Consider the following 11,047-nt stretch of genomic DNA (forward strand, 5'->3'; position numbering starts at 1 on the left):
CCATGGCCGCGAAGAAGACCACCGCCGACAAGGCGGTCGGCCTGACCCCGAAGCAGCAGCGCTTCGTGCTGGAGTACCTGAAGGATCACAATGGCACGCAGGCGGCCATCCGTACTGGTTACAGCGAGAGCACAGCCCGGCAGCAGGGATCTCGGTTGCTGACCGACCCGCGCGTTCTTGCCGCTGTCCGGGCTGGCCAGAAGAAGGTGGCCAAGAAGGCAGAGGTCACTGTCGACAGTCTGATGGCCGAGCTGGAACAGGCCCGGAAGCTGGCGCTGAAGGAGAAGCAGGCCAGCGCGGCGGTAACCGCCACGATGGGCAAGGGGAAGCTGGCCGGCCTGCTGGTGGAGAAGCACAAGCACAGCGGCGCCGTGGGCACCTACGACCTGAAGAACCTCTCAGACGATGATCTCGACCGCCTTGAACAGATCCTCGGTCCGCTTGCCGACACTGGCGGAGATCCGGGCGGAGCGAGCGAGGAGGGCGGCTGAGCGAGAGCGCGCGCGCATCGCAGAGGATGTCGAAGGTATCCGGGCGCGATCGCAGACGCTGGAGGGCTTCATCAAGGAGCATTGGCGGGTTCTGGAGCCGACCAGGCCGCTGAAGTTTGGCTGGGCATTGCGGGCCATGTGCCGGCACTTGGAGGCGGTCACCGAAGGCCGCATCCAGTTCCTGTTGATGACCGTGCCGCCGGGCATGATGAAGTCGCTGCTGATGGTGTTCTGGACGGCGTGGGAATGGGGCCCCGTCGGGCGCCCGGACCTGCAGACGCTGGCCACCTCCTACAGCCAGCCGAACGTGCTGCGCGACAACCTGAAGCTGCGGCGCCTCATCGAGAGCGACCAGTTCCAGGCTGCCTGGCCGATGAAGCTGCGGGGAGACCAGAACGCCAAGGGCAAATTCGAAAACACCGGCAACGGGTTCAGCGAGGCCCGGCCTTTCAGCTCCATGACCGGTGGCCGCGGCGACCGGGTGAAGGTGGACGACCCGCATTCGACCGAGACAGCCGAGAGCGATGCCGAGCGCAAGACGGCGGTTCGCATCTTCCGCGAGGGCATCACCGACCGCCTCAACGACATCACATCGTCGGCCATGGTCATCATCATGCAGCGCCTGCACCAGCAGGACGTTGCCGCGGTGGCCATGGAGCTGGACCTCGGTTTCGTGCACCTCAATCTGCCCATGGAGTTCGAGGCGGAGCGGGTAGACAAGGACGGCAAGAAGACCGGCGGGCCGTGCCGCACCTACATCGATGGTGAGCTGTTCTTCGAAGATCCACGTACCGAGGAGGGCGAGCTGCTGTTCCCCGAGCGCTTCCCGCGCGCGGAGATCGAACGACTGAAGCGGGCGAAAGGCAGTTACGCCTACGCCGGCCAGTACCAGCAGCGGCCCACGCCGCGCGATGGCGGCGCCTTCAAGCGGGAATGGTTCGAGCTAGTAGACGCCGCGCCAGCCATCCCGGCGGTGCGGAAGGTCAGGCGTTGGGACTTCGGCGCCACCGATCCGAAAGAGAAGACTAGCAGCGACCCCGACTACACGGTCGGCCTGCTTTTGGGTGAGATCGGCGGTACCTACTACGTACTGGACATCGTGCGCGGGCAGGAATCGCCTGCTGGCGTCGAGCGGATGCTGAAGAACACCGCGCTGCAGGACGGCAAGTCGATCAAGGTCCGGATCCCGCAGGACCCTGGCGCGGCCGGCAAGAGCAACGCCGCGCACCAGATCAAGCTGCTGGCCGGCTGGGACGTGAAGGCGGCGCTGGAATCCGGATCCAAGGAGGTCCGGGCAACGCCGGTCGAGGCTCAGGCCGAAGCCGGAAACATCAAGCTGGTGAATGGCCCATGGGTGGCGGCGTTCTTGGACGAGATCGCCGAATTCCCCAATGCAAAGCACGACGACCAGGTGGACGCGCTTTCGGGCGCTTTCGCTGAGCTGGTCACCGGCAGCACCTACAACCTTGGGAACGCGCTCTGATGGGCAAGCTCACGCAACTAAAAGATGGGCTGGTCAATCTGGTGGCCAACCTGGGTACGCCGCGCGACAAGGCGGCGGCCACCTTCTACGGCGTGCCGACGTTGTCGGAACAGGAGGCGGATAACGCGTACCGCGGCACCTGGCTGGCTCGGAAGGTGATCGACATCCCGGCGATGGACAGCTGCCGGAAGTGGCGCGGCTGGAGCGCAGACCAAGAGCAGATCACCGCCATCGAGTCAGAGGAGAAGCGGCTAGGCCTGCAGCAGAAGGTGCTGAAGGCGATGATCCGCGCACGGCTCACCGGCGGCGCCGCGCTCTACATCGGCACCGGCCAGTCGGACCCGATGCTGCCGCTGAAGCCTGAATCCATTGTCAAAGGCGGCATTCGCCACATCAACGTGCTTTCGAAGCGTGTGCTGCAGGCCGGCGAGCTGCACCTTGACCCGGAATCGCTGGGCTACGGCCTGCCGGCGTTCTACACCCTGAGCAGCGGTACGGCCGGGCAGGTGCAGATCCACCCTTCGCGCCTGGTAATCATGCACGGAGCGGATAAGCCGGATCCGGAGCAGGGTATCGGCGACGGATGGGGCGATTCGGTGCTGCTGGCCATCAGCAAGGCCATCAAGGACGCCGACGCCAGCGCAGCCAATATCGCCTCGCTGGTGTTCGAGGCGAAGGTAGACGTCATCAAGATCCCGAACTTCATGGCGAGCCTGGCCGACCCGGACTACGAGCAGAAGGTGCTGCAGCGCATGACCCTCGCGGCGATGGCGAAGGGGATCAACGGAGCGCTCCTGCTTGACGCGGAGGAGGACTACGAACAGAAGCAGGCGCAGTTCGGCGGCCTGGTCGACCTGCTGATGGGCTTCATGCAGCTTGTGTCGGGTGCTTCGGACATCCCGATGACCCGCCTGCTGGGCCAGTCGCCGGGCGGCCTAAACGCCAGCGGCGAGAGCGACCTGCGGAACTACTACGACCGCATCAGCAGCAACCAGGAGCTGGTGCTTCAGCCGGCGCTGCAGGTTCTGGACGAGTGCCTGATCCGCTCGGCGCTGGGCAGCCGGCCCGCCGAGGTGTTCTACAACTGGCGCAGCCTGTGGCAGACCACTGACAACGAACGCGCGGGAATTGGCAAGACCACTGCAGAGACCATCAAGACCATCTCCGAAACGCGGCTGCTACCGGATGAGGTGATGTCCACGGTGGCGGTGAACATGCTTACTGAAGCCGGCGTCGCGCCGGGCCTGGAAGCCGAGATGCTGAAGTACGGCGAAGCAACCCCAGCGGAGAGCGACGAACGGGACGACGACGAGCAGCGCGCCGCTGCAACGCCGGTGAAGGACGCCCAGCCCCGTTCGCTGTATGTCAGCCGCAAGGTAGTGAATGCCGACGAGATCGCGGCTTGGGCGAAGGAGCAGGGCATCGGAGAGCTGCAGGATGACCTGCATGTCACCGTCGCCTACTCGCGCCAGGCCTTCGACTGGATCAGGGCCGGCAATGCCAACGAGTGGAGCAACGGCGGCAAGGATGAGCTGGTCATCCCCGAGGGCGGCCCGCGTGCGATTGAACCGCTGGGTGGCATGTCAGCGGTGATCCTGTTCGCGTCGGCGCAGCTGTGCTGGCGGCACGACAGCATCATCCGCGCGGGCGGGTCGCACGATTACCCGGATTACACCCCGCACATCAGCCTGACGAAGGCGACCGTCGACCTGTCGAAGGTCGAGCCCTACCGAGGCCGCATCGTGCTGGGCCCGGAAATCTTCGAAGAAATTCGAGAGGACTGAATCATGGAGATCTTCGACAGCCTGGCGCTCGATGCGTCCGGGCTCGCTTTCACGCGCGACGGTTTCCTGGTCGGCGATGCCAAGGTCAGCCGCGCAGGCAACGTGCAGCAGTACCTGGGCCGCGAGCTGGGCCTGTCTGGCGACGACGCTGGCCGGGTATTCGGGGTCTACCGCGATCCGGCCACGGTGTTCGATGAGGACAGCATGCGCTCGCTGGTGGGCCGGCCGGTCACACGCGGCCACCCGCCGAAGGGTGTCACAGCCGACAACTGGAAAGAGCTCACGGTCGGGCAGGTTGGTGGTCGTGTGGTGCGCGACGGCGAACACGTAGTTGCCCCCATGGCGATCATGGACGCCGCATCTGCGAAGGAGGTGGCCGCCGGCGCGCGCTCGCTGTCTGCCGGCTACTCGGTGGAGATCGTCGCCGATGAAGGCGTGGCGCCCGACGGCACTCCGTTCCAGTACCGCCAGGCCGGCCCGTTGCGCTTTAACCACGTGGCCTACCTGCCGGACAACAACCCACGCGCCGGCAACACCCGCATGGGTGATTCGCAATGGGGACCGGCCCCGCTCACGCAGTACGAACTCGCGCTAGTCGACCGGGCGCGTGGTCAGCAGCACCAGCACGGCGACGACCACAATCCATCTACGAGGAACCACCCCATGAGCGACAAGACCATCTTGGTCGATGGGCTGTCCGTCGTCACCAACGACGCCGGCGCCCAGGCCATTGGCAAGCTGCAGCAGCAGCTGAAGGACGCGCAGACCGCCGCTGGCACCGCCGATGCTTCCCACAAGGCTGCCATCGATGCCAAGGACGCGGCTATCGCCAAGATCGAGGCCGAGCGCGATGCCCTGAAAGCCAAGGTGCTGAGCGACGCCGACCTGGATCAGCGCGTGCAGCAGCGCGGGGACCTGATCGCCAAGGCCAAGGCTGTGCACGACGCCGACTACAGCGGCAAGACCGATGCCGAGGTCCGCAAGATTGCCGTGGTCGCCAAGCTCGGCGATGCCGCGGTGGCGGGCAAGGCCGACGCATACATCGAGGCCCGCTTCGACATCCTGGCCGACGAAGCCAAGCCGGTCGATCCGGTCGCCCAGGCGCTGCGAGACAGCTCCACCCACCGCCAGCCCGTGAAGGACAACGGTTACGCCGCGTCCGTGGCCGGCCTGGATTTCCGCACCGCTGGCCAGAAGGAGGCCTAAGCCATGGCACTGCAGACCAACTACCCTGACACCCAGCCGGCCGCCATTGCGGGCGCGCCGGCGACCATGCTGCCGGCCACCGACATCTCCCGCACCGTCGAGGGTGCGGCCATCGCCTTCGGCAAGGCCGTGGAGCAGGGCTCTACCGACAAGTCGGTGAAGGCCTTCGCCGGCGGCAAGTACGTCGGCATCGCGCTGCTGGACCGCTCGGCGTCTGGCCTGACGGTGACGGCGGGCCAGGTCACCGGCCGCGCCACCGATGCGTTCGGCGTGGGCGAATCCGCGCGCGTCCGCACCAAGGGCGACATCACGGTCGTCGCCTCGGTCGCCGTCGCCGCGCGCGATGCGGTCTACCTGACCGCCGCCGGCGCCTTCACCAACGTCGCCACCGGGAACACCGCAATTCCCGGTGCCAGCTGGGACACCAGCACCACCGCCGCCGGCCAGCTGGCCGTCGTCCGTCTCGGCTAAGGAGCCAACCACATGAGCGCAATTCCCCTGATCGACGCCCAGGCAGCACTGGGCTTCGTGGTCGCCCAGGCCTCGATCATCGAGCCGGGCGTCTACCGCACCGTCTACCCGGATGTGCAGTACCGCACCCTGGTGCCGGTGGACACCTCGGGCAGCGAGTTCGCCACTTCGGTGACCTACTTCGCGCAGGACCAGTTCGGCACCGCCAACTGGATCAATGGCAACGCCGACGACATCCCGAAGGCCGGCACTACCCGCGCGAAGTTCGAGACCCCGGTCTACACCGCCGGCATCGGCTACGGCTTCGGCTGGGAGGAAGTCGGCCGCGCACAGATGCTGGGCATCAACCTGTCCACCGAAGATGCCGCAGCAGCGCGTCGTGCATCGGAGGAAATGGTGGATCGCGTGGCCCTGCTGGGTGATTCCAGCAAGGGCTTCACCGGCCTGTTCAACGCGGCTGGCGTTACCCCTGTGGCCGCGCCGACCGGCAGCTGGGACGCCACCACCGACTCGCAGCTGATCGTGGCCACGCTGAACCAGGCGCTGCTCAACGTGTTCAACGGCACGAACACCGCCTCGATCGCCAACACCTTGCTGCTGCCGTGGACGAAGTACCTGCTGATCGCGACTCGCAAGATGAGCGACCAGAGCGACATGACCATCCTGCAGTGGTTCCTGGCCAACAACGTCTACACCGTGCAGACCGGCCAGCAGCTGACCCTTCGCGGCGTGCGCGGCTTGGATACCGCCGGCGTCGGCGGCACCACGCGCCTGGTGGCGTACCGCAACGATCCGCAGGTGTTGAAGCTGCACATGCCGATGCCGCACCGCTTCCTGCCGGCCTGGCAGAGCGGCCCGCTGCGCTGGGACATCCCGGGCGTGATGCGCTTGGGCGGCCTGGACGTGCGCCTGCCCAAGGAAGTCGTCTACCTCGACGGCATCTGATCCCCACGGCCCCAGCCACGCGCTGGGGCCACATCGGAGCGAAGCATGAAAATCACGAACAACTACAAGGGCCCGCTGGGCCTCCCGGATGGCACCATTCTGCAGCCGGGCGTGCAGACCCCGGTCGATGGCTGGGAGCAGCTGAAGAAGAACTCGGTAGTGCAGGGCTGGCTCAAGGCCGAGATCCTGATCGCCGAGGGCGGCAAGCCCAGCGCACCGGCACAGGAATCGCTGCTCGGCTCCAACGTGCTGCCGGCCAACATCGAGCTGGGCGAGGGCGTCTCCGTGCAGCTGGGCGAAGTGGTTCGCCAGGCGTTCGAGCACACTGGCCTGACCGTTGCCGACTGGAACGCGCTGGAAGAAGGAGACCGCGAAGCGGAGCTGGCGGCAATGGTGCGCGAGCTGCAGTCCCGTGCAGAAGCCGAGGCCGAGGCCAGGAAGGCCGCTGCCGCTGCCGAAGCTGAGAAGGCCCAGGCCAGCGCCGGCACGGGCACGCAGAACCCGTCGGCCGTCGACAAGGATGCGCTGCTGGTGCGCGCCAAGGAGCTGGAGATCGACGCGAACCGCACCTGGGGTGTGCCGAAGCTGCAGGCGGCGATCGCCGAGGCCGAGGCCAAGAAGGGCGAGGGCTGACCATGTACGGCACGCTGGAAGGCGCGGATCTGTACCACCAGGCGCGCGGCAATGCCGCCTGGGCTGCCGGGACGGATGACGCCCGCACTGGGGCACTGGTCCGCGCCACGGACTACATCGACGGCCGGTACCGGGTGCTGCTCGCATCCGGCCGCTGGGCGTCCATGTTCCCCGGCGTGCGTACCGCCGGGCGGGGCCAGCCGAACGAGTGGCCCCGCACCGGTGCGATCGACTATGACGGCGACCCCATCCAGCCGGATGAGGTGCCGGACGAGGTGGAGCGCGCTACCTACGAGGCGGCGCTGCGCGAGCTGGCCAACCCTGGCAGCCTGTCGCCGGACTACGTGGCCAGCGAAGCGGTGACCAAGGAGAAGGTCGGCCCCATCGAGGTCACCTATGCCGATGCCACTGCCGCTGGCCAGGTGCCGAACCGGCCGGTGGTGCCGGCCATCGATGAGATCCTGGCACCGCTGCTGCGGACGCCGGCGGTTCTGCCTGCGGTGCGCGTCGTATGAACCGCTTCTATGACCGCATGCAGGCGACGGCCGCGGATCTGATCGACCGCTACGGCTACAGCACTCAGGTGGAGCGCGACGGCGCACCGACCGGGCCGCCTCATAACCCGCAGCCCGGCCCGGCCACCCGGCACGACTGCAAGGTGGTGGAGTTGGAATACAGCCTGACCGATCGCGACACCACGCTGGTCCAGCAGGGCGACAAGCTGGGCCTGATCTCCACCGCGATCGACATCAAGCCCGGCAAGGACGACCGGCTGCTGCTGGGTGACCAGCTGTATCACTTCATCGACCTGCAGCCGTTGTCCCCTGGCGGGCAGGTGCTGCTCTACGAGTTCCACGCCCGACGCTAATGGCCGACTACACACCCCGCGAGCTGGAACTGCTGGCCCGGCGCCTAGAGCCGGCCATGCGCCGCGCGTTCGAGCAGGCCATCGCCGGCGTGCGATCGCAGGTGCAGCTGGACCTGCTGGCGAGCCTCCTGCAGGCCGGGCAGGTGGACGCTGTGCTGGAGGCGCTGGGCTTCGACGGTGAACGCTTCTCGCCGCTGGCCGAGCAGGTGCGCCAGGCGTTTGCCACCGGCACGGAGGTCGGTATGAAGGAGCTGCCCACGCTGTCGCTGCGGCAGCAGATACGCGGGCGCTACAACCCGGCCAACGACACGCCGCTGCTGCGGTTCGGGTTCGACATGCGCAACCGCGGCGTGGAGAGTTGGCTACAGACGAACTCCTCGCGACTGATCACCGGCGTGGTGGAGGATCAGCGACAGTTGGTGCGCCAGCACCTGGTGCGCGGCATGGCCACCGGCACCAACCCGCGCCAGACGGCGCTGGAGCTGGTCGGCAGGGTGGGAGAGACCGGCCGCCGCAGTGGCGGTATCGTCGGCCTCACCGCGCAGCAGGCGCAGTTCGTGGCCAACGTCCGGCAGCAGCTGGCCAGCGGCGATCCGGCGCAGATGGCGGAGTACTTCGGTCGCAAGCGGCGCGACAAGCGCCTGGACGGGATCGTCAGCCGGGCCATCAAGGCCGGCCAGCCGGTGGCGCCGGCGGACGTGGAGAAGATCGCTGCGCGCTATGCGGACAGGCTGCTGGCGTTGCGCGGCGAGATGATCGCGCGGACCGAGTCGCTGACGGCCATGGCCGCCGGTCGCGAGGAAGCATTTCGGCAGCAGATCGAGAGTGGCCGACTGGCGCCGGAGAACGTAGAGGGCACCTGGTCAGCCACCGGCGACGACAGGACCCGCCACAGCCACCAGGCCATGAACGGCCAGGTGCGTCGGTTCGGTGAACCGTTCCAGACACCCAGCGGTGCTTTGATGCGGTTCCCGGGCGATACCTCGCTCGGTGCTGGGCCGGAGGAAACCATCGGCTGCCGCTGCATGAAGCAGTACCGCGTGAACATGGCGGCGGAGGTGAAGCGTGGCCAGTAAGTTCGGGAGCCAGGTCCGCGCCTTCACCGAGAAGGCCAAGGCCATGCAGGGGGCCATCTTCCGCGAGTCAGCCACCAAGCTGATGGAGGAAGCCGGCACACCAGAGGGGCAGGGCGGGAAGATGCCGGTGGATACCGGCTTCCTGCGGAGCTCTGCGGCCGCATCGGTCGAGGGCATGCCCTCGGACAGCGCGCAGGCCCCTGAGCTGGTGTTCGCAACCATGGAGCTGGGCCAGACGGTGTGGGCTGGGTGGACGGCGAAGTACGCCATGCGCATGGAGCACGGCTTCCAAGGCGAGGACAGCCTGGGCAGGACCTATGCGCAGGCGGGCAAGGGCTTCGCGCGCGCGGCGGCACAGCGCTGGGATTTCATCGTGGCCGAGGTCACAGCCGACGTTAAAGGACGGATGGGATGAGCGACACCGCGATCTATGACGCGTTCGCCACTCTGGTGGGGCAGTTCGCCGTGCAGCAGGGCTTGCCCTGCGCCTACCCAGGGCAGGGCTTCACGCCGCCGACTGGCAAGGATGCTCGCTGGCTGGAGCTGCAGTGGTTCCCCAACCGGACCGAGAACTACGGCATCGGAGACGAGGGCCCGTTCTTGATGCAGGGGTTCGGCCAGCTGTCGGCCTGCTACCGGCCTGGACAGGGGATCATGGTGGGCACGCGGATCACGGACCAGATCATCGCCGCCTTCGCCAAGGGCACGACCTTCGCCGGCATGAGGGTGGAGAGGAAGCCCTGGACCTCCAGCATCATCCCAGACCCGGAGCGGATCATGCACCCGGTCACAATCCCTTGGCGCGGCTTTGTTTCGGGGTAGACTCCGGCCATGAGCCCCAAGCCGCCCAACCTGCACCTGGTCAGCAGCAACGAGATCCCGAACGAGGGTGAGCTGCAGGCGATGCGCGATGCCATCACCCGCATGAAGCGGAACCGGCAGCTGCTGGACGAGTTCTGCGCCGAGCAGGCGCGGTTCGTCCGGGCGGAATACCTGGCCTATGTGGAGGCGGGATTCACTCGGCCGCAGGCCATGCAGCTGGTGGCGGCAAAGCTGGCTCCCACAAAATCGTAAGTGGCCGTTTCTAAGGTAGGAGATGTGTTTTGCGGACAAGGAAGATGAGTTTCTCGGAAGTGGGCGGCACAGGCCCCCTTCAAACAAGCATCGCCATTACGGCCATCGGGGCGTCTAAATCTGCTCCCGAGCACATCGGCGACCTGGATGGATGGGCGGGCAACGCCCACGCTTCGCAGTCACCGCCCGGGCACGGTGTCGAGTTTGTCGGCCTGGTGTTCGTCGCCGTCTCTGACTTTGTACTCGAGGCGCACCTTGTTCATCCAGGTCGACCAGGGCATTGGACGCCGTACCAACGCCTGCACTGCGACAAGCAGTTGATGCCCGGGGTGCAGGTGACTTGCGAATCACTGGTGGCTGGAAGTGACCCTGCCATTCGAACTCTTGAGATTGTCGAGATGCGCTGACACAGCGCATCGATGACGGAAGAGGCCCGCCCACCAGCGGGCCTTTTGCTTTTCCAACGACCCCGCCCCGTGGCGGGTTTTTTTACGCCCATCGCGAGGAGATACGGCTATGGCCGCTGAAGCACAGACCAACGCAGGTTCCAAGCTCTACATCTGCGCCGCACCCAAGAACACCGACCTGACCGAGACCGAGTTCAAGGCCTTGACCTTCGTCGAGGTGAAGAAGGTCGGCAGCGTCGGTGAGCGCGGCATCAATACCAACATCGTCCAGTACGACACCTGGGATACCCAGGTTGCCCTGAAGGGCAAGGGCATCACCAACGCCGGTGACCCGCAGGTGGAGGTGGCCGAGGACCTGGCCGATCCGGGTCAGATCGCCATGCGCGCCGCCGGTGCACCGAACGTCCCGGATGCCTACGCCTTCAAGGTCGAACGCCCGGATGGCTCGCTGGAGTTCCTGCGCGGCCTGGTGGCCGGTCCCAACAGTCCGGGCGGCCGCAATGAGGACTTCGTGCTGAACACCTACACGCTGGCCCTCAACCAGGCGCCCATTCGCGTGGCTGCCCCCGTCACCCCGTAACCCCAACCCCCCAGGGGATAGGGCGGCCG

General features: G+C 66.7%; 15 protein-coding genes. All 15 read left to right on the forward strand.

All coding sequences use genetic code 11. The features are described from left to right. The first annotated feature begins 2 nt into the window (after positions 1–2). The 15 genes from AC5P7U_RS10840 to AC5P7U_RS10910 all read left to right on the forward strand — a co-directional run bounded on the left by AC5P7U_RS10840 (position 3) and on the right by AC5P7U_RS10910 (position 11,018). On the forward strand, positions 3–491 hold the full coding sequence (locus tag AC5P7U_RS10840; RefSeq protein ID WP_495221103.1) for a terminase small subunit: 489 nt from the start codon (positions 3–5) through the stop codon (positions 489–491). Then, the gene (gene terL, locus AC5P7U_RS10845) at positions 406–1,974 is read left to right on the forward strand and encodes a phage terminase large subunit (RefSeq protein ID WP_495221104.1); all 1,569 of its coding nucleotides are present in this window, start codon (positions 406–408) and stop codon (positions 1,972–1,974) included. Before AC5P7U_RS10840 ends, terL begins: the two co-directional genes overlap by 86 nt. Then, the gene (locus AC5P7U_RS10850; protein WP_495221105.1) at positions 1,974–3,758 is read left to right on the forward strand and encodes an anti-CBASS protein Acb1 family protein; all 1,785 of its coding nucleotides are present in this window, start codon (positions 1,974–1,976) and stop codon (positions 3,756–3,758) included. Before terL ends, AC5P7U_RS10850 begins: the two co-directional genes overlap by 1 nt. Before the next feature lie 3 nt (positions 3,759–3,761). After that, positions 3,762–4,964 (forward strand): DUF2213 domain-containing protein, encoded by a 1,203-nt coding sequence (locus AC5P7U_RS10855; protein ID WP_495221106.1) that lies wholly within the window; start codon positions 3,762–3,764, stop codon positions 4,962–4,964. A gap of 3 nt (positions 4,965–4,967) precedes the next feature. Then, a complete protein-coding gene (locus AC5P7U_RS10860) occupies positions 4,968–5,435 on the forward strand; it encodes a structural cement protein Gp24 (RefSeq protein WP_495221108.1) in 468 nt (155 codons plus the stop codon). Between the two features lie 12 nt (positions 5,436–5,447). After that, the gene (locus AC5P7U_RS10865; protein ID WP_447376604.1) at positions 5,448–6,380 is read left to right on the forward strand and encodes a DUF2184 domain-containing protein; all 933 of its coding nucleotides are present in this window, start codon (positions 5,448–5,450) and stop codon (positions 6,378–6,380) included. 45 nt (positions 6,381–6,425) lie between these two features. After that, a complete protein-coding gene (locus tag AC5P7U_RS10870; protein WP_495221110.1) occupies positions 6,426–7,013 on the forward strand; it encodes a hypothetical protein in 588 nt (195 codons plus the stop codon). A 2-nt stretch (positions 7,014–7,015) separates the two neighbouring features. After that, a complete protein-coding gene (locus AC5P7U_RS10875) occupies positions 7,016–7,528 on the forward strand; it encodes a DnaT-like ssDNA-binding protein (protein WP_495221111.1) in 513 nt (170 codons plus the stop codon). Continuing rightward, positions 7,525–7,881: a hypothetical protein gene (locus AC5P7U_RS10880; RefSeq protein ID WP_495221112.1), complete on the forward strand. Its 357-nt coding sequence runs from the start codon at positions 7,525–7,527 to the stop codon at positions 7,879–7,881. Before AC5P7U_RS10875 ends, AC5P7U_RS10880 begins: the two co-directional genes overlap by 4 nt. Then, positions 7,881–8,957 (forward strand): phage minor head protein, encoded by a 1,077-nt coding sequence (locus AC5P7U_RS10885; RefSeq protein ID WP_495221113.1) that lies wholly within the window; start codon positions 7,881–7,883, stop codon positions 8,955–8,957. The genes AC5P7U_RS10880 and AC5P7U_RS10885 overlap by 1 nt, the downstream gene beginning before the upstream one ends. Next, complete coding sequence (locus AC5P7U_RS10890) at positions 8,947–9,372, forward strand: hypothetical protein (protein ID WP_495221114.1); 426 nt, start codon at positions 8,947–8,949, stop codon at positions 9,370–9,372. Before AC5P7U_RS10885 ends, AC5P7U_RS10890 begins: the two co-directional genes overlap by 11 nt. Continuing rightward, positions 9,369–9,779 (forward strand): phage tail terminator-like protein, encoded by a 411-nt coding sequence (locus AC5P7U_RS10895; protein ID WP_495221115.1) that lies wholly within the window; start codon positions 9,369–9,371, stop codon positions 9,777–9,779. Before AC5P7U_RS10890 ends, AC5P7U_RS10895 begins: the two co-directional genes overlap by 4 nt. 9 nt (positions 9,780–9,788) lie before the next feature. Next, on the forward strand, positions 9,789–10,031 hold the full coding sequence (locus tag AC5P7U_RS10900) for a hypothetical protein (RefSeq protein WP_053506984.1): 243 nt from the start codon (positions 9,789–9,791) through the stop codon (positions 10,029–10,031). Positions 10,032–10,075: 44 nt separating this feature from the next. Next, complete coding sequence (locus AC5P7U_RS10905; protein WP_154583202.1) at positions 10,076–10,438, forward strand: hypothetical protein; 363 nt, start codon at positions 10,076–10,078, stop codon at positions 10,436–10,438. A gap of 109 nt (positions 10,439–10,547) precedes the next feature. Then, positions 10,548–11,018, forward strand: a complete 471-nt coding sequence (locus AC5P7U_RS10910; protein WP_053506983.1) for a hypothetical protein — start codon at positions 10,548–10,550, stop codon at positions 11,016–11,018. Positions 11,019–11,047: the final 29 nt, after the last annotated feature.

It is taken from the genome of Stenotrophomonas sp. YJH_SMC_57, from assembly GCF_059369755.1.

Bases quoted from the DNA above. Each gene is read 5' to 3' on its own strand.
- AC5P7U_RS10840 (WP_495221103.1), top strand. From the start codon at position 3: ATGGCCGCGAAGAAGACCACCGCCGACAAGGCGGTCGGCCTGACCCCG.
- terL (WP_495221104.1), top strand. From the start codon at position 406: ATGATCTCGACCGCCTTGAACAGATCCTCGGTCCGCTTGCCGACACTG.
- AC5P7U_RS10850 (WP_495221105.1), top strand. From the start codon at position 1,974: ATGGGCAAGCTCACGCAACTAAAAGATGGGCTGGTCAATCTGGTGGCC.
- AC5P7U_RS10855 (WP_495221106.1), top strand. From the start codon at position 3,762: ATGGAGATCTTCGACAGCCTGGCGCTCGATGCGTCCGGGCTCGCTTTC.
- AC5P7U_RS10860 (WP_495221108.1), top strand. From the start codon at position 4,968: ATGGCACTGCAGACCAACTACCCTGACACCCAGCCGGCCGCCATTGCG.
- AC5P7U_RS10865 (WP_447376604.1), top strand. From the start codon at position 5,448: ATGAGCGCAATTCCCCTGATCGACGCCCAGGCAGCACTGGGCTTCGTG.
- AC5P7U_RS10870 (WP_495221110.1), top strand. From the start codon at position 6,426: ATGAAAATCACGAACAACTACAAGGGCCCGCTGGGCCTCCCGGATGGC.
- AC5P7U_RS10875 (WP_495221111.1), top strand. From the start codon at position 7,016: ATGTACGGCACGCTGGAAGGCGCGGATCTGTACCACCAGGCGCGCGGC.
- AC5P7U_RS10880 (WP_495221112.1), top strand. From the start codon at position 7,525: ATGAACCGCTTCTATGACCGCATGCAGGCGACGGCCGCGGATCTGATC.
- AC5P7U_RS10885 (WP_495221113.1), top strand. From the start codon at position 7,881: ATGGCCGACTACACACCCCGCGAGCTGGAACTGCTGGCCCGGCGCCTA.
- AC5P7U_RS10895 (WP_495221115.1), top strand. From the start codon at position 9,369: ATGAGCGACACCGCGATCTATGACGCGTTCGCCACTCTGGTGGGGCAG.
- AC5P7U_RS10900 (WP_053506984.1), top strand. From the start codon at position 9,789: ATGAGCCCCAAGCCGCCCAACCTGCACCTGGTCAGCAGCAACGAGATC.
- AC5P7U_RS10905 (WP_154583202.1), top strand. From the start codon at position 10,076: ATGAGTTTCTCGGAAGTGGGCGGCACAGGCCCCCTTCAAACAAGCATC.
- AC5P7U_RS10910 (WP_053506983.1), top strand. From the start codon at position 10,548: ATGGCCGCTGAAGCACAGACCAACGCAGGTTCCAAGCTCTACATCTGC.